This window comes from Azospirillum canadense, from assembly GCF_025961225.1.
GTDB classification, from domain to species: Bacteria; Pseudomonadota; Alphaproteobacteria; order Azospirillales; family Azospirillaceae; genus Azospirillum; species Azospirillum canadense.
On record NZ_JAOQNG010000005.1, the window covers coordinates 70,329 to 86,948 of the forward strand.

Genomic DNA, 16,620 nt, shown 5'->3' on the forward strand with positions numbered 1-16,620 from the left:
GGTGGTCCGACGCCTTAATGCGCGACAAACTCCCGAGTACGGGCTTTTTGAAGGCCCGCAAATGGCGCTTTGCCGACCTCGAACACAGTCGGCCAGGTTGCCAGCCACTGCGTCGACGAACGGCTATCGACATTGAAAAGCAGATGATGGCGCATTTCTATGATGCGCCTCGTGAAATAGGCCGAGAGCGCCCTTTCACGATTTAGGTTCGCGCCGTCGCCGATACTCGGCAAGCGCCCGATACAAGGTCCCCCGATGCACGCCGAACTGGTCGGCAACCTGCTGGCCAGTCACCGCCGGATCGCCCAACAGCCGTTCGGCCATAACGAGCTGACGGTCGGTCAGCTTGGATGGTCGGCCGCCGCGCCGACCCTTTTCCCGCGCAGCCGCCATACCGGCCTTGGTCCGCTCGCTGATGAGGTTGCGCTCGAACTCGGCCATGGCGCTGATCACCGTGAACACCAAGCGACCGACCGCGCCGCCCGTATCGATGGATTCCGTCAAGCTGCGCAGCACTACGCCGCGCGCCTGGAACTGGTCGGCGATCTTCAGCAGCTCGGCGGTGCTGCGCGCCAGGCGGTCGAGGCGCCACACCACCAGTACGTCACCGCGGCGGCATGCCTTCAGGGCGCCAGCCAAGCCGGGACGGTCGGAGCGCACCCCGCTTGCCTTGTCGCTCCACACATCGGCCTCGGCCACCCCGGCGGCCGCCAGAGCGGCGAGCTGGAGATCGAGCCGCTGATCTTCGGTCGAGACGCGGGCGTAACCGATCAGATGCGGCGCGAGGCTGTTGTGTCGCGTTTGGTCCATGCCCTTTCACGACAGCATAACGCGACAGGTTTTGCAACAGGCGCCACTACAGTGTGACCTTCAGAGATAAGTGGCGGTCTTTCTCCAGCGCTATGTGGCGCCGATGACGAGCGTACTCCGCGCGGCCTCGACCACATCGTCGGTGATCACAGACAGGCCGTTGATTTTCAGGATGCGCCCGATTTGGACGAACAGGCGATGGAGCAGGCGGAAATTGCCGCCCGTGATCCGCGCGATTGACGCCATGGCCTGGGCATCGGTGAAGTCGGCCTCGTCGAGGGCAAGCCCGAGCTGCCGCCAGTGGCGGGTGAGCACGAAGGCGAGTTCGTCGCCCTTCAAAGGGCGGTAGTGATGGGCAAACCCGACGCGGCTGTAGAGCTGCGGGTAGCGCGCCAGGCGCTTCTCGATGCCGGGCATGCCGATGAGGATCACGCCGATGCCGGTTCTGTCGAACACGTCGCGCAGGTGCTCGAGCGCCGGGGTCGAGAGCCGCTCGGCCTCATCGACGATGAGCAACTCGGCGGGATTGGGGGTGAATCCCGTGCGAATGAGGTCCTCGCGGTGCAGGTGCGCGTCGATGCAGACGCCCGCCCGCGTGACCAGCGTGTCGATGCCGTCGCGCAGCTCGCGAAACGGGCAGCAGACCGTGGGCGTGTAGAAGACGGTCCGGGTCCCGGCGACCGCCGCGTACACCTTGGCATCGGACGGCTGGCGTGGCCCCCATTCGACGAGCAGGGGCTCGGCAACATCCCACTTCGCGTAGCGCCGCGCCGACAGGGTCTTGCCGACGCCGGCAGCACCGAAGCAAAGGCCGATATAGCGGTGCTTGCGCACGGCATCGGCGAACTCGGAAAAGCGCCGGTGTTCCTTCGTCGCGATGAACGCACCTGTCCGCTCGCCACCGGTCACGGATCATCCTCCTCGTAGAGACGCAACCGCGGCCGGGCCGGTGAGGCCGCCGGTCGCGGCGGTGGGACCTGCCTCGACGGCTGGTCGTGGTGGGGCAGGAAGTCGGCCACCTTCGCCACGCGCTCGTTGATCGCGGTGCGCAAGGACCGGCGATGAGCACGTCGGGCCGCCTGGATGTCCTTGAGCGTCACCACCTCCCCGGCGTGTTCCTCGCTCACCGCGCGGCAGAGGAAGCCGCCGCGGTGGAAGAGCCGGATCTCGGACAGGTCGCGGGGGTCGTAGCGGACGGTGACCGCCTCGCCGATGAAGCCTGCGAGCGTCGGGGCGACGTAGCGCAGTCCTTGGAAGCGGACGCCGTCACGCCGCACGCGGCGCGGCTCGGCATGCTGGACCAGCAGGAGGTCGAGGTCCTCGAGGCTGTCGGGAAGGCGGGGCAGAAAGCCCTCGCTACGCCACGCGTCGAGCGGTGTCTCACCAATCTCGCCGTGGATGCGGGCGTGGTAGGTGCCGGCGATGAAGGCGCCGACCTCATGGTCGAGCCGCGCCAGCGACAGTGTCGGGGGCGATGCGGGCCTTTCCTTGACAAGATACCCAGGCAGTTCGGGCAACAGCTCGGTGTTGAGCGTGCCGAACAGGCGCTCGACTTTGCCCCGACCCTGTGGGCGGCCGACGGCGGAGTAGACGACCTGGAACCGCAGGTCCGCCGCCACTCGGTCAAGGTGCCGGCTGGTGAAATCGCTGCCGTGGTCGACGTAGAGAACGTCCGGCACGCCGCAGACCGGCCAAGCGGGGTCGGCCTTGCGCCAGATCGCATGGCGAAGCGCAAGGCAGGTGTTGAGCACACAAGGCGCGCCGAGGAACACCAAGTACCCGGCGATCGCGCGGGAGCGATCGTCGATGACGGTGGTGAGCCACGGCCGCGCCGGCTTCCCGCTTTCGTCGAGGATGAGGACGTCGAGTTGCGTGTGGTCGGCTTGCCAGAGCGCGTTGGGCGTCTCGGCGCGGTGCCGATGGATCAGCTCGTAACGGTTGCGGTAGGCGACCGGTCCGTCCAGCGCGAGCGTCACGATCGCCGGGTCCAGGCTCGCGAGGATGGCGTGGACCGTGCCGTAGGACGGCGCACGCCATCCCTGCGCCGCGGCGACGTCACAGACCCGACGGTGGATGGCGGCGGCCGACAGTCGCGGCCGTTTCAACCCCATACCCTCGATCAATGTGACGAGGTCGTCGGGCGAGCGACGCGCACCGGCATCGCTGCGGCTACGACGCGCGAGGCTGGCCAGCCCGTCCCGGCGGTAACAGGCGAGCCAACGCTGCGCTGTTCGCAGTGGCACGCCGGCGTCGGCGGCCGCGCGCGCCAAGGGGACGCCGTCCTCAAGGTGCGGCCGCAAGGCGGCGAAGCGCGCCATCGCCTGCGCTTGGCCCTCCTCGGTCAGGGTCGCGAACGAAGCCGTCGTCCTCTCCCGAGCCATGACCGCCTCCCGAAACCGGCGATCCCCCTTCGTCCGCAAGGGGATCGCTCAACGGACGGTTCGCACCGCGCCGTCCATGCCGTTCGGATCACGGAGCTTTCTATCTCATTGAGATGGTACGATGATCCTTTCATTGAAGGGGCCCCAATCGTACGCTTCGGCCATGTCCGCGATCACCATCGGTTATGCCCGCTGCTCGACCGACAAGCAGGACCTCGCCGCCCAGCGGGCCGCGCTTGAGCGCCTCGGCGTGCCACCCGAGCGCATCTACACCGACCATGGGCTGACCGGCACGAGCCGGGCCCGGCCAGGGCTCGACCAGGCGCTCGCCGCCGTGCGCGCCGGCGACACGCTCGTTGTGCCGAAGCTTGATCGGCTGGCACGCTCGGTCCCCGACGCGCGCGCCATCGCCGATGAGCTGGTCGCCCGTGGCGTCAAGCTTGCGCTCGGCTCGAGCGTCTACGACCCGGCCGACCCGATGGGGAAGATGTTCTTCAACATCCTCGCCACCTTTGCCGAATTCGAGGCCGACCTCATCCGCCTGCGTACGCGCGAGGGCATGGCGATCGCTCGCGCCCGCGGCAAGCTGCGCGGCAAACAGCCCAAGCTCTCCGACAAGCAGCAGCGCGAATTGCGCCGTATGCACGACACCGGTGACTACTCAATCAGCGATTTGGCCGAGCTGTTCTCGGTCTCGCGCCCCACCGTCTACCGCACCCTCGCCCGGTAGCGACATCATGTGCGCCACATAGCGTTGGAAAAAGACCGCCACTTATCTCTGAAGGTCACACCACTACAGCTTCCCGGTTGCGCCGATCCTGTCGCATAACCGCTCGTTTATGCGACTACGGAACGGTTGCGGCACGGCGCCGCAAAGGCGGCTTGACAGGCTCCGGTACACACAGAAAGTACGGGTAGGCCGCACTTTTCCACTCGACGCCGCTACGGCCCAGCCGTATATTCCTTCTCATGATCACGCACCGCTGGAACCCCGCCAAGGCCGCCCTGAACCTCGCCAACCACGGCGTGCCGTTCGAACTGGCGGAGGTCCTCTTCACCGGCCCGGTGCAGGAAGTGACGGACATCCGTCGCGAATATGGCGAAGTCCGCATCCAGGCCTATGGCCGCATCAACGGCCGCCTGTTCCAGTGCGTGTACACGTGGCGGGATGAAGGGCGCACCCGCTGGATCATCTCTTTCCGCAAGGCCAACAAACGCGAGGAACGCCGCTATGGCTGACACGACCAAGCTCTCACCGGCGGCCCAGGCCGCCCTGGCGGCGATGGACTGGAAAGCCATCGACGCCATGACCGACGACGACATTGCACGCCAGATCGCCGCCAACCCCGACGCCGTGGACCTCGGCAACGCGCCTCCGGAAGCGCTGCGCGTGGTGCACCCGTCCGGCGGCGTGGCCGTGCGGGCGATCCGCGGCAAGCTCGATCTAACCCAGGCTGAATTTGCCGCCCGCTTCGGGTTCTCGATCGGCGCGGTGCGCGATTGGGAGCAGGGGCGCAAGCAGCCCGACGCGCAGGCCCGCGTGCTGCTGCTGCTGATCGACCAGGCCCCCGACATGGTGGCCGACGCGGTGCGCGCCGTCGCCGCCTGACCGCCCTTCCCCGTCCTGCTAACCAGGCCGCCTTCGGGCGGCCTTTTCTTTGGCCGCGAAAGGACCCGAGTTGGCACGAGCTGATGTCGCTGGCGTGGAAGCACGAGGTTCCCAATCTGGCCTGGCGCACCAACCAGAAGAACGGTCACTTTGCCCGCGCCGTCCTGTCTTACCTTTGGAACCAGGTAGAACAAGGAACCGCGTGCCCGACGGGCATGGCTTACGCCTCTTATGCAGGCTTCGAGGCCGAACCGGCCCTGGCCATCTGGGCAGAAAAAGCCAAGGGCACCGAGTACGAGTTCAGCCGCAAGGAGGTGGGTGACAAGCCATCCGTCGTGATCGGCTACGCGATGACCGAGAAGCAGGGCGGCTCGGATCTCCGCGAGACACAGACCACGGCCCGCTACTCGCATTCGGCTGACTACCATGGGACGACGGCGCACTGGTACGAGTTGACCGGCCACAAATGGTTCTGTTCGGTGCCGCAGTCCGATGGCTTCTTCACCTTGGCCAAGGTCGACGGCGAGGTGACCTGCTTCTTTCTCCCGCGCACGCTTCCCGATGGGAGCTACAACCGCTTCTTCGTGCAGCGCCTCAAGGACAAGGCCGGCAACAAGTCCAACGCATCGAGCGAAGTGGAATATGCCGGAACCTTGGCCATTCGCGTCGGTGAGGAGGGCCGGGGCATTCGGGAGATCCTGTCTCATGCGCATCTGACCCGGCTGGACTTCGCCATCGGCTCGGCCGGCCTGATGCGCCAGTCGCTGACGCTTGCGCTGAGGCACACCACGACCCGCAACGCCTTCGGCACGACGATCGCTGACCGCCCGATGATGACCAATGTGCTGGCGGACTTGGCCGTGGAGGTCGAAGCGGCGACCCTGATGGCGCTCCGCGTGGCCAAGGCCACGGACCAGCTGGCGAGTGTCGAGCAGGAAAGGCTGCTCGCCCGTGTGGCAACACCCACCGCGAAGTTTTTCAACTGCTCGCGCGCGCCCTCCGTCGCCTACGAGGCGCTGCAATGCCATGGCGGCAATGGCTTCATTGAGGAAAACCCGATGGCGCGTTTGTATCGGGAAGCCCCGCTCAACAGCGTCTGGGAAGGCACCGCCAATATGATGTGCATGGACGTGCGCCGCGCTATGCTGAAGGACCCGCGCACGATCGACGCTCTGTTCGATGAAGTCCGGCCCCTGGCCGGTCAGGACGCACGCTTCGACGCGATGGTCCAGCACGCCGAGCGCTTGGTCCGCGAGGCGGGGGCGGATGAGTTTCTCGCTCGCCCGATGACCGAAGCGGTGGCGCGGGTGCTTCAGGGGGCCGAACTGCTGCGACACAGCACCCAAGAGGTGGCTGATGTTTTCCTCAGCACGCGAAACCCGGGCGTTGCGGGGGCGTGGGGTTGCCATTATGGCACCCTGGCGGTAACCGTCACCCAGCCCGTCGCCAAGACCATCGTGCAACGCGCGATGGTCACCGAGGGATGCTGACGCTGGCGGGATCGTCCCTCTGCGGTGCCGGATGGGTGGCGGCGCTGAGAGACGGGGACGTTGGCACGACATCGCCCTAAAAGCGTGCCCCGCGTCGATGCCTGCGGTCGCTGACCTTGACGTCAGCGACCGCAGGCATCGACCCTACGGACATATGCGCAGGACGAGGGATGTCATGACGTTTGCCCAGCAAACAACGGTGAGGCCGATTGGGCCGAGAACGATGGCCATCCCTGGAACTGGATGATCAAATCGGAAGCGGCCTGTTTTGAAAAATGCTCTTCATCACAAGCGTTGATGTCAAACGCAACACGCTCGGCAGAGCCGACAGCCTCTCGTCGTAGAGGCGCTGGAAACTCGTCAGGTCCTTTGTGACAACATGAACCATATAGTCCGGATCGCCGAACAGGCGTTGCGCATCGGTAATTTCCTGGATGCTCCACAACGCGTTCTCAAATTGCGTCACGCTGTCCTTGTTTGCTTCCCGCAGCGTCACGAACACGATCGCGGAAAACGTAAGACCGACGGAGGCCGGGTCGATGTTCGCCCGGTAGCCGCGGATCACGCCGGCCTGTTCGAGCGCCCGCACGCGGCGATGGCACGGCGAAAGGCTGAGCCCGATACGGTCGCCAAGCTCCGTAACAGAAAGTCGTCCGTCTTTCTGCAGTTCAGCAAGGATTTTCCGGTCCGTGTCATCCATGCGGGAGATTTTGCCTCATTCGCCCGCTCTTGGGCAAGAGTTAGGGAGCACTTCCCTCGACGCTCACGCTATCTTCGCGTTCGTGGCTCGCGTGCCTGGAAAAGGATGGGCGGACAATGGACACAGGGATGCTGGCGGCGTTCTGGGCCGTCTCCTTTGCACTGGTGATGACGCCGGGAGCGGATTGGGCGTACGCGATTTCCGCCGGCTTGCGTGACAGAGCGATCGCCCCTGCCGTGACCGGCATGCTGCTCGGCTATCTGATGATAACGCTCGTGGTGGCGGCAGGGGTCGGTGCTCTGGTCGCGAGCCTGCCCGCCGTCCTCACGGTCCTGACCGTCTTCGGCGCCGGATATTTGCTGTGGCTCGGCTTCGGGGTTCTGATGCATCCGCCGGTGCCGACGGCGGGTACGGACCAGAAAGGCACCCGGCTCGGCTGGATCCTTCGTGGATTCGGCATCAGCGGCATGAATCCGAAGGCGCTGCTGCTGTTCCTGGCGCTTCTTCCTCAGTTCACGAGCCCAACGGCACCGTGGTCCATTGCCGGGCAAATCACGGCCATGGGGTTCGTTCAAATCGTCAACTGCGCTCTGGTTTATTCCCTGGTCGGCGTTGGATCCAAGGTCGTGTTGCGGACCCGTCCGACGGCGGCACGCCTGGTTGGTCAGCTTTCCGGCATGGCCATGATCGGCATCGCCATCCTCATCGTTGCGGAGCGGTTTGCATCATGACGAACGCATCGATTCAGGGAGGGCATCCGCGGTCTTCGTGGGCCGCCTGGGCGACGCTCGCGCTGCCTCCGCTCCTATGGGCCGGCAACTTCGTCGTCGGCCGCGCCGCTAGCCAGGACGTGCCACCAATGATGCTGGCCTGCGCCCGGCAGCTCATCGCCCTGCTTATCCTGCTGCCGTTCGGATGGGCCAACATGCGCCGCGACCAGCCGCGTTACTGGCAACTCTACTGGCAGCTTCTTCCGCCGGCGCAGGCGTGTCCGCGCTCCACCCGGCGTCATCGGCCGGCGGCTACCGGATCAAGGCGATCGCCTCACGGAAACGCGGATGCTCGGCGGTTTGCAGCCACTCGAAGATCACCATCTCGGTCGTGACGATCTCCGCGCCGTGGCGCTGCAGGCGGCGCACCGCGGTTTCTTTGTTCTCCGGATGGCGCGACCCGATGGCGTCGCGCACAACATAGGTCTTCCGGGAGGCAGCGAGCAGGCCGAGCACGGTCTGCTGGACGCAGACGTGTGCCTCGCACCCGACGACGACGATGTGCCCGTCGGCGGGAACCCGGTCGAGAAACCCGCCTTCCCGGCAAGCGTCGAAGAACTGCTTGTGGAACAGGGGCCCCTGCTCGACGGCAAGGTCTGCAACGGTCGATCCGAGCCCCCTGGCATTCTGTTCGGTGAACAGGCACGGGACACCGAACAGCTCCGCCGCCTTGATCAGCCGGCTTGTGTTCCGGATCGCGATCTCGCCGTCATGGATCACCGGCATGAGCCGTGATTGGAAATCGACGACGAGCAGAAGCGATCGCCTAGGGTCGATGGTCAGCATAACGTCACTCCTGAACGAGTTGGGCGATCCGCTCGTCGACGTAGGCCTCCATCAGATCCGGCGCCGAGGCGCCGAACATGCGGATGCGACCGGTATGGAGCAGCAGCAGAAGCCCCGCGGCGTGGGCGAAGCAGTCGACCATCAGCAGGTTGGCCCGCTCCTGCGATGCGCCGAGCGCGACGGCGGCTTCGGCGATGGGGCGGAGGGCGGCTTCGAGCGCGGCGTTCAGTCTCACGTCGCGGTCGTGTCCGAGTCCGGCGGGCTTCATGCCGCCGCGGAACAGATAGAAGCCCAGATCAAGATCGCGCGGGTTCGCTGCATAAAATTGAAAGAACGACATCGCGGCGGCCTTCAGCTTCTGCTGTGGGGTTTTCGTCCGCGAGACCGCCTGATCGACGGCCGAGCCGAGAGACTCAAGGGATGCGTGCAGCACCTCGGCGTACATCGCTTCCTTCGACTCGAAGTGAAAGTAGAGCGCGGCCGGTGTGTACCCGGCTCGCACCGCGATCGCCCTGAGGCTCGCTCCGTCCAGCCCCTCTTCCGCGAAGATCTGCCGCGCGGCATCGAGGATCAGCTCGCGCTTGTGCTCGCTGACGGCCTCACGCCGGCTCTGCCGCTTCCCAACCATCGCGCCCCCCGAAATCGCTCTTGCAAAAATTCTAACACTGTTCGACACTCTAACATCGTTCGAAAAATTGAACGAGACGGAGGATCACCATGTTGATGTCAGCCGCCGAGTACCGGGAATCGTTGCGGGCCTACAAACCGCGTGTCTTCGTGAATGGGCAGACCGTGGAGAGTGTCGCCGATGAGCCGTTGCTCGCGCCCGGCATCGCCGGCGTCGGGGTCACCTATGATTTCGCGCTGCGGAAGGAGCATGCGCCGATCATGACGGCGCGGCAGGGCACGTCGGGCAAGACGGTCAACCGCATGCTGCACATCAACGAGACGTCGCAGGACCTGCTCTACAAGCTCGAGGCCGTGCGCCTGGTGTGCAAGACGTCCGGCTGCGCCCAGCGCTACCTCACGCACGACGCGCTCAACGGCCTCTACCAGTCGACCAAGCTGACGGACGACCGTCACGGCACCGACTACAGCCAACGCTTCCTTGCCTATCTCCACGCCGTCCAGGACCGGGATCTGACGCTCGGGGTCGCCATGACCGACGCCAAGGGTGACCGATCGAAGCGGCCGGGGCAGCAGGTCAATCCGGACACCTACGTTCATATCAAGGAACGGCGCAAGGACGGCCTCGTCATCCGTGGCACCAAAGCCATCGTGACGGGCGCGCCCTACATGCACGAGTTCCTCGTCATGCCATGCCGAACCCATGTTCCGGAAGACCGGGACTGTGCCGTCGCCTGCGCCGTGCCTTGCGACGCGCCCGGCGTTACGATCATCGCACGTCCGGCGGGTCGTCCGGGCGAGGCCTCGGCCAAGTTCTCCGCCAAATACGGCCAGTCGGTCGCCGTGGTGGTGTTCGATGACGTCTTCGTCCCGCATGACCGCGTCTTCCTGGCCGGTGAGACCGAGGAAGGCGGCTTCCTGACGACCTCCTACGCGACACACCACCGGCACTCCTGCATCGGCGCGCGCGCGGGCTTCGGCGATCTGCTGATCGGGGCAGGGGCGTTGATGATCGAGGCCAACGGCCTTGATCCCAACCGCCACGCTCACATCCGTGAGGCGATGGTCGAACTCATCACCATCACCGAGAGCTTTTACGCCTGCGGCGTCGCCTCCTCCGTCTACTGCACGAAGGACCCCGCCGGGTCGGTGATGCCCGATGCGGTGTTCTCCAACATCGGCAAGCTGCTCCTCGCCACCAAGATCTACGACATGCACCGCGTCGCGCACTACGTCTCGGGTGGCCTGATTGTGGCGCTGCCGGGACCGGACGAGGATCACAACCCCGAGACCAAGGCGTCGATCGCCGCGGTGATGGGCGGCCGCCCGGACGTCCCCGCCGAGCAGCGCGCGGAGGTGGCGCGCTTTATCGAGGACCTGACGGTCTCGCATGAGGCGGGCTGGTATTCGGTAATCTCGCTCCATGGCGGCGGCTCGCCGGAAGCGATGAAGCGCGAAATCTGGCGCAACTATCCCGTCATGGAAAAGGTGGAGCTGGTGGAGAGCCTCCTCGACCGCGGCGTCCTGGACGACGGCCGCCGCATCTCGAAACAGCCTGGCCGTTGCTGCGCCACCGGCTGCCAGGTCCCGGAACCCCCGCAGCGTTCCGAGGCTGGGGTTCTCGAAGAAGCGGCCGACGAGTAAGCATCCACCGCCGTCGGCTGCTTTTAAGCGCGCCCAAGCTGCTCCTGGCCCGCGTGGGACAAATCTGACGCCTGTTTCGATGTGTCAACGTCGTCGATTGTGGACCGGCATCCGTCTTGGACGCCGATCCACAGCGGCAGTGCGTCATGAAGGCCCGCTCGGCTTCATTCCCGCATTCGGCCACAGCTGGCGCGCCCGCAGAGCGACTGTGGCGGCAGTCCAGCCAATGATTGCGCAGTCCGGTCGATCCCTGAAAACGACATGACACGCCGCGTCGTGCGCACGGCGAAATGGCGGGAGCGATACCAAACGCCCCGTTCGCTTCCGGGGCCGGCCGGCCTCCCGATCGCGTGTGCCGATAAGCGCCGTTATCGGCGACACCGGCCTTGCCAGCCGCCCGGATTTAGCCTACGTTATGCAGAAACAGCCTTCTCGTTCTGTAGGATTCGCCGTGTCCATCAACATCAAGAACCGCGAGGCGGACGCCCTGTTGGCCGAGTTGAAGGCAGCGACCGGCAAGGGCGCCTCGCAGCTCGTCCTGGAGCTGTTGCGCCGGGAGGCGCAGCGCCTGCGCGCCCGCCGGGTCCGCAGCGCCGACGACGCCGAGGCGCGCATGGCCCAGCTGCACCGCGAACTCGCCGCCCAGCCGGTTCTCGATCCGCGCGCGCCGGACGACATCCTCGGCTACGACGACAGCGGGCTGCCCCACTGATGGTGGTCGATACCTCGGCCATCATGGCCATCCTGCTCGGCGAGCCCGACGCCGCGCGCTATGCCCGCGCCATCGGCGCTGCCGACGTCCGGCTGATCTCGGCCGCTACCGTACTGGAATGCTCCATCGTCGCGATCGCCCGTTTCGGCAATGACGCCACCCTGGCGGCCTGGATGGCCGATCATGCCTTTGAGGTCGTGGCGGTCGACGCCACCCAGGTCGGGCTCGCCCGCGATGCCTTCCTGCGCTTCGGCAAGGGGCGCCACCCAGCCGGCCTGAACTACGGGGACTGCTTCTCTTACGCACTGGCCAAAACCACCAACGAACCGCTGCTGTTCAAAGGCAATGACTTTCCACTGACCGATCTGACGTCCGCTTTGGAGGCGCTGCAATGAGAGCCGCCGGCCATCCCGGGCATGCCCCGTGAGCCACGCCCCCGCCCGCCGTCCGTCCGCCGTCTCCGCCCTCCCGGCCACCCCCGCCGGCCGTGTCCGCGACACCTTGGCCGCCGCCGAGGAAGCCTTCGCTCCCAATACCAAGCGCGCCATCCGCGCCGACACCGACGACTTCATCCGCTGGTGCATCGCCGCCAAGCGGGTCTCCCTCCCGGCCAGCCCGGAGACGGTTATCGCCTACCTCGACGACTTGGCCGCCCGGACCAGCCCGCGCACGGGGCAACGGATCGCCGCATCCACCCTCGCCCGACGCTTGTCCTCGCTTTCCTGGCTCCACCGCGCGCACGATCATCCCGACCCGACGAAGACCGCACCGGTGCAGATGAAGATGAAAGCCTTGTCCCGGCGCAAGGGCACGCGCCAGTCACAGGCCCTGGGGATTGGCCGCGCGCAGCTGGACCTGATCCTGGTGGCGATCGGCGACGCCCCGGGCCTCCTGGAGGACCTCCGCGACGCCGCCCTGTTGGCCGTCGCCTACGACGCGCTCCTGCGCCGCGGCGAACTCGTGACGCTGCGCACCGAAGACATCAAGATCGACGCCGACGGCACCGGCCTCCTGTACCTGGCGCGCTCCAAGACCGACCAGGAAGGGCAGGGGACCTATGGCTGGCTGGCTCCTGACACCGTCCGCCGGGTGAGCGCCTGGCTCGACGCCCGCGCCGACGCCCTGCAAGCCGAGCGGAAAAGCGTCCGCGACGCGCTGCGCACGCTGTCCGCCGCCATGCGCGAGGGCAGGGTGCTCAATGGCGCGCGCCGGCGCAGCGCGCTGGAGCGCACCCTGGCTCGCCTGGACGCCGCCACCGACGCCCTCTGGCTGCAAGTCGGGACCAAGGGAAACGTGCTCGGGCCGCTCGCCGTGCGCGGCCCCGACCCGGGCCGCCGCATCTCGGAGATCTTCAAACGCCGTGCCGAAGCCGCCGGGCTCGACCCAGCGCTCGTTTCGGGGCATTCCCTGCGGGTCGGAGCGGCCCAGGATCTGACCGCCGCCGGTTTCGGCCTGCCGGCCAGCCAGCAGGCGGGCCGCTGGAAAAGTCCCACCATGCCGGCCCGCTACGCCGAAAAGATCGTCCCCAAGCAGGGTGCCATGGCCCAACTCGCCGGCAAGCAGGGAAGGGGATAATACGGGGCTCATGGCGTTGGGCCGGCCATGGGTCCAAACCGCGCACTCGGCTTGCGGCGTCGAACGCTGGCGACATCACCTCCAGCGCTTCTCGTCCACGATGGCCCGGATCGGTCGCAGCGGGTGGTTCGCCGGAACACGCGCCTCACAGCTTACGTAGCGGAACAGACCCTCGCTGCGTTCGTCCGAGCCCTGCATCGTCTCCTCGCCGACCGCATTCTCCACGACCGGAGAGAGTCACGACCGGCCGGCCGTGCACAGCCTTTTTCCGCGTCCTGCTAAAGCTTCTTCAGCGACGAAACGGCGAAGGCCGCCTGCTTGTGACTGTGCTATCGAAATGCGGCCCACCGCGCTGACGAAATCCGGCCCCCGGTTACGATCAAGCACCGTTCCCTCCCAGTGGCAGCTGGAGGGGCGGGATGGACAGGAGACGGAAGGTGGAGCTCTTCGAACAGCCACGGCGTGAATACGAGTTCGGCATCGGCACCGTCAAAGGCGTGGCCGGGAAATTCGGCGTCCACCGGCGCATGGTGAGGCAGGCTCTGGCGAGCGCGATCCCGCCGGAGCGGACCTACAAGGAGCGCGCCAAGCCGATGCTGGGGCCGGTCGCCTCGTTCATCGACAGCATCCTGGAGGCCGATCGCCGCGCCCCACGCAAGCAGCGTCAGACGGCGCGCCGGATCTGGAAGCGGATCCGCCAGGAGATGCCGGAGGCGGCCGTCGCCGAGAGCACAGTGCGCAACTACGTGCACGAGCGCAAACACGCGCTCGGCCTGATCAGCCGGGAGACCTTCGTGCCACAATCCTACGAGTGGGGGCAGGAAGCCCAGGTCGACTGGTACGAGGCCTATGCCGACCTCGACGGCGAGCGCCTTAAGCTGCAGGTCTTCTGCATGCGCGCGATGGCCAGCGGCGGCGCCTTCCACCGCGCCTACCATCACGCCACCCAGCAGGCCTTCCTGGAGGCGCATGAGCATGCCTTCCGCTACTTCGGTGGGGTGTTCCGGGTGCTGCGCTACGACAATCTCGGCAGCGCCGTGCGCAAGGTGCTGCGCGGGCGGTTGCGCGAGGAGACCGAGCGGTTCATTGCCTTCCGCTCGCATTGGCGCTTCGAGGCGCAGTACTGCATGCCGGCAGCCGGGCATGAGAAGGGCGGGGTCGAGGGCGAGAACGGGCAGTTCCGGCGCAACCGCTGGGTTCCGGTGCCGCGGGCCGGCGATCTGGGCGTGCTCAACGAGGTGCTGCTGCTGGGCTGCCGGGAGGATGAGCGGCGCGTGATCGACGGCCGCCAGCAGAGCGTCGGCGAGGCGACCGCCGTCGAACGCGAGCGCTTGATCGGCTTGCCCGAGGACGGCTTCGATCTCGCCGACCTCAGCTTCCCCCGGGTTGACAGCGCCGGCTGTGTGCTGGTCAAGACCAACGCCTACTCGGTCCCTCTGCGCCCCGGCACGCGCGTGCACGCCAAGCTCTCCCCGGCGCATCTGGAAGTCTGGCACGAGGGCCGGATGGTCGCCCGCCATGAGCGCTGCTATGGGCGACGCCAGCAGATCCTCGACCTTGAGCACTACTTGGAGGTCCTGGAGCACAAGCCGGGCGCGTTGGCCGGCTCCAAGCCGTTGGAGCAACGGCGCCGGCAGGGCCGGTGGCCGGCCGCCTATGATGCCTACTGGCAGCGCCTGATCGACCGCCATGGCCGCCAGCACGGCACGCGGGCCATGGTGGCGGTGCTGGGGTTCGGGAAGGTGTTCGGCGACGAGCGCGTGCAGGAGGCGGTGGGCGCGGCTCTGCGGATGGGCTGCTCGGATGCCGAGGCGGTGCGCTATTTGCTGACGGCCGATCGGTTGCAGCGCCCGCCTCTGGACAGCCTGGAGGTCGGGGCGCTCGCCCGGTTCGACCGGCCGGCGCCCTCGCTGCACGGCTATGATCGGCTGCTGAGCCGGGACGCCGCGCCATGAGCCGGAGCAAGGCCGCGATGATAGCGAGCACCCCGTTGATCGAGCAGTCCATTCGCCAGCACTGCCGGCTTCTGAAGACGCCGACGCTGGCGACGCAGTTCGACCGCCTGGCGCAGACCGCGGTGCGCGAGGGGCACAGCCACGTTCAGTACCTGGAGGCGCTGCTGGCGGCGGAGGTTGAGGAGCGCGAGCGCAAGGCGGTGCTGCGCCGCATCCAGGAGGCCCGCCTGCCCCGCGTGAAGACGCTGGAGGAGTTCGAGTTCAGCCAATCGCCGCTGTCGGCGAGCCGCCTGGCGGACCTGGCGGGCGGCGGCTACATCGAGCGCGCCGAGCCGATCGTGCTGATCGGCGAAGCGGGCACCGGCAAGACGCATGTGGCGACCAGCCTGTGCGTGGCCGCGTGCCGGCAGCGCCGCCGCGTGCGCTTCACCACCGCGGCGGCGCTGATCAACGAACTGGTCGAAGCGCGGGCGGAGAACCAGTTGAGCCGGGCCCTGGGCCGCTGGGAGCGGGTGGAGGTGGTGTGCATCGACGAGCTGGGCTATGTGCCGCTGGCCGACATCGGGGCGGAGCTGATGTTCCAGGTCATCGCCGGCCGGGCGGAGAAGGCGGCGCTGATCGTGACGACGAACTTGCCATTTTCCGAGTGGGGCCAAGTGTTTCCGAACCCGCGGCTGTGCAAGGCGGTGCTCGACCGCGTCACCGACCGCGCGCACATCCTCGAGAGCGGCGAGGCTTCCTATCGGTTCCGCCGCACGTTGGCGAAACGCGGGCCGAATCATGAATGAAGCCCCGCGACCGACGCTCGCCCCGGCGGGTCCACAGGCAAGGCGGGGGCCGCCACCCAGCGCAATGGGAACGCGGCGGCGGCCCCCGTCGCCTATGGACTGCCGGGACGAGCTGCTGCGCGCGCCGAGAAACTCGGCTGTCGGCTATTCGGCAGCCAAATCATGGGTGGGCCAGATTTCGTCAGCAAAGTGGGCCATGGTTCGTTGACACAGCCAGCATGCTGGTGCATGGGGCCCGTGCCCTGCTGCGCTGGTGGCGCACCTCCTCGCCCTGGGTGGCCAAGCTGCTGGAGCGCCGACTGGTCAATGTTGCGGTGGTGGCGCTGGCCAACAAGACGGCGCGCATCGCCTGGGCAGTGATGACGCGCGGCGAGACCTACCGGCGTCCCGAGCCGGTGCCCACAGGAGCTTGACGATGGTGACCGGGTTCCCGACCACCACCAGCGTAGCGCCGGGCTCGAGCTTGGCAAGGCCAAGCCGCTGGCGCGGCGGCCCGCGGGGCCAGCCTTGCCAAGCCCTGCGCGCGGCGCTCCTGAGGAGGATAGGCCGGGACGGAGAGGTGGTCCCGGCGACCGAACAAAGAGGTTGTCGGACGAGACGATGATGATGACCACGGCGCGGGTCGCCGGATCGGCGCCCTGAGCGCTCCTCCCAGCTCCCCTTCGGTTGCGAGGGCAATGGACAACGTGATGACAGCATAGGTCGGACCGGGATCGGCCAAACCCGTCTGCAACACCGAGCCGTTCAGCTCGTCGGCTTGATTGGGTGTCGAT

17 protein-coding genes and 2 pseudogenes are annotated in these 16,620 nt (G+C 66.9%); 12 read left to right on the plus strand and 7 right to left on the minus strand.

The features are described 5' to 3' along the window. Positions 1 to 195: 195 nt before the first annotated feature. From M2351_RS24940 to M2351_RS24950, 3 genes are all read right to left on the minus strand, one after another. The gene (locus M2351_RS24940; protein ID WP_264658770.1) at positions 196 to 810 is read right to left on the minus strand and encodes a recombinase family protein; all 615 of its coding nucleotides are present in this window, start codon (positions 808 to 810) and stop codon (positions 196 to 198) included. A gap of 90 nt (positions 811 to 900) precedes the next feature. Further along, positions 901 to 1,719: an AAA family ATPase gene (locus tag M2351_RS24945; RefSeq protein ID WP_264657652.1), complete on the minus strand. Its 819-nt coding sequence runs from the start codon at positions 1,717 to 1,719 to the stop codon at positions 901 to 903. Next, positions 1,716 to 3,191 carry a Mu transposase C-terminal domain-containing protein gene (locus tag M2351_RS24950; protein ID WP_264657651.1) on the minus strand — a complete coding sequence of 492 codons (1,476 nt, stop codon included), beginning with the start codon at positions 3,189 to 3,191 and terminating at the stop codon, positions 1,716 to 1,718. The genes M2351_RS24945 and M2351_RS24950 overlap by 4 nt, the downstream gene beginning before the upstream one ends. A 163-nt stretch (positions 3,192 to 3,354) precedes the next feature. On the opposite strand from M2351_RS24950, the gene M2351_RS24955 reads away from it, so the two are divergent. From M2351_RS24955 to M2351_RS24970, 4 genes are all read left to right on the plus strand, one after another. Further along, positions 3,355 to 3,921, plus strand: a complete 567-nt coding sequence (locus M2351_RS24955; protein WP_264657650.1) for a recombinase family protein — start codon at positions 3,355 to 3,357, stop codon at positions 3,919 to 3,921. 239 nt (positions 3,922 to 4,160) lie between these two features. Beyond that, on the plus strand, positions 4,161 to 4,430 hold the full coding sequence (locus M2351_RS24960) for a BrnT family toxin (RefSeq protein ID WP_264658771.1): 270 nt from the start codon (positions 4,161 to 4,163) through the stop codon (positions 4,428 to 4,430). Further along, entirely contained in the window at positions 4,423 to 4,800 is a 378-nt protein-coding gene (locus M2351_RS24965; RefSeq protein ID WP_264658772.1) for a helix-turn-helix domain-containing protein, read from the plus strand. Before M2351_RS24960 ends, M2351_RS24965 begins: the two co-directional genes overlap by 8 nt. Further along, complete coding sequence (locus M2351_RS24970) at positions 4,692 to 6,290, plus strand: acyl-CoA dehydrogenase family protein (RefSeq protein ID WP_264658773.1); 1,599 nt, start codon at positions 4,692 to 4,694, stop codon at positions 6,288 to 6,290. Before M2351_RS24965 ends, M2351_RS24970 begins: the two co-directional genes overlap by 109 nt. A gap of 247 nt (positions 6,291 to 6,537) precedes the next feature. On the opposite strand, the gene M2351_RS24975 is transcribed toward M2351_RS24970, so the two are convergent. After that, complete coding sequence (locus M2351_RS24975) at positions 6,538 to 6,990, minus strand: Lrp/AsnC family transcriptional regulator (protein ID WP_264658774.1); 453 nt, start codon at positions 6,988 to 6,990, stop codon at positions 6,538 to 6,540. A 128-nt stretch (positions 6,991 to 7,118) separates the two neighbouring features. On the opposite strand from M2351_RS24975, the gene M2351_RS24980 reads away from it, so the two are divergent. Continuing rightward, positions 7,119 to 7,721 carry a LysE family translocator gene (locus M2351_RS24980; RefSeq protein ID WP_264658775.1) on the plus strand — a complete coding sequence of 201 codons (603 nt, stop codon included), beginning with the start codon at positions 7,119 to 7,121 and terminating at the stop codon, positions 7,719 to 7,721. Between the two features lie 291 nt (positions 7,722 to 8,012). Here the strand turns inward: M2351_RS24980 and M2351_RS24990 are convergent, their stop codons facing one another. Then, positions 8,013 to 8,546 carry an isochorismatase family protein gene (locus M2351_RS24990; RefSeq protein WP_264658777.1) on the minus strand — a complete coding sequence of 178 codons (534 nt, stop codon included), beginning with the start codon at positions 8,544 to 8,546 and terminating at the stop codon, positions 8,013 to 8,015. Between the two features lie 4 nt (positions 8,547 to 8,550). Beyond that, positions 8,551 to 9,174 (minus strand): TetR/AcrR family transcriptional regulator, encoded by a 624-nt coding sequence (locus M2351_RS24995; RefSeq protein ID WP_264658778.1) that lies wholly within the window; start codon positions 9,172 to 9,174, stop codon positions 8,551 to 8,553. 89 nt (positions 9,175 to 9,263) lie between these two features. On the opposite strand from M2351_RS24995, the gene M2351_RS25000 reads away from it, so the two are divergent. The 4 genes from M2351_RS25000 (at position 9,264) to M2351_RS25015 (ending at position 13,104) form a co-directional block, all read left to right on the plus strand. After that, positions 9,264 to 10,817 carry a 4-hydroxyphenylacetate 3-hydroxylase family protein gene (locus M2351_RS25000; RefSeq protein ID WP_264658779.1) on the plus strand — a complete coding sequence of 518 codons (1,554 nt, stop codon included), beginning with the start codon at positions 9,264 to 9,266 and terminating at the stop codon, positions 10,815 to 10,817. A gap of 451 nt (positions 10,818 to 11,268) precedes the next feature. Next, positions 11,269 to 11,529 carry a type II toxin-antitoxin system VapB family antitoxin gene (locus M2351_RS25005; RefSeq protein ID WP_264658780.1) on the plus strand — a complete coding sequence of 87 codons (261 nt, stop codon included), beginning with the start codon at positions 11,269 to 11,271 and terminating at the stop codon, positions 11,527 to 11,529. Then, positions 11,529 to 11,924 (plus strand): type II toxin-antitoxin system VapC family toxin, encoded by a 396-nt coding sequence (locus M2351_RS25010; protein ID WP_264658781.1) that lies wholly within the window; start codon positions 11,529 to 11,531, stop codon positions 11,922 to 11,924. Before M2351_RS25005 ends, M2351_RS25010 begins: the two co-directional genes overlap by 1 nt. Before the next feature lie 28 nt (positions 11,925 to 11,952). Next, a complete protein-coding gene (locus M2351_RS25015) occupies positions 11,953 to 13,104 on the plus strand; it encodes a tyrosine-type recombinase/integrase (RefSeq protein WP_264658782.1) in 1,152 nt (383 codons plus the stop codon). Positions 13,105 to 13,162: 58 nt separating this feature from the next. Here M2351_RS25015 and M2351_RS25020 read toward each other — a convergent pair. Further along, positions 13,163 to 13,302: pseudogene (locus tag M2351_RS25020) on the minus strand (IS5/IS1182 family transposase); the annotation flags it as partial. A gap of 239 nt (positions 13,303 to 13,541) precedes the next feature. Between M2351_RS25020 and istA the strand changes: the two are divergent. From istA to M2351_RS25035, 3 genes and pseudogenes are all read left to right on the plus strand, one after another. After that, positions 13,542 to 15,059 carry an IS21 family transposase gene (istA, locus tag M2351_RS25025; RefSeq protein ID WP_264658783.1) on the plus strand — a complete coding sequence of 506 codons (1,518 nt, stop codon included), beginning with the start codon at positions 13,542 to 13,544 and terminating at the stop codon, positions 15,057 to 15,059. Beyond that, complete coding sequence (istB, locus tag M2351_RS25030) at positions 15,056 to 15,847, plus strand: IS21-like element helper ATPase IstB (protein ID WP_264658784.1); 792 nt, start codon at positions 15,056 to 15,058, stop codon at positions 15,845 to 15,847. Before istA ends, istB begins: the two co-directional genes overlap by 4 nt. 218 nt (positions 15,848 to 16,065) lie before the next feature. Continuing rightward, a pseudogene (locus tag M2351_RS25035) lies at positions 16,066 to 16,260 on the plus strand (IS110 family transposase); the annotation flags it as partial. Positions 16,261 to 16,620: the final 360 nt, after the last annotated feature.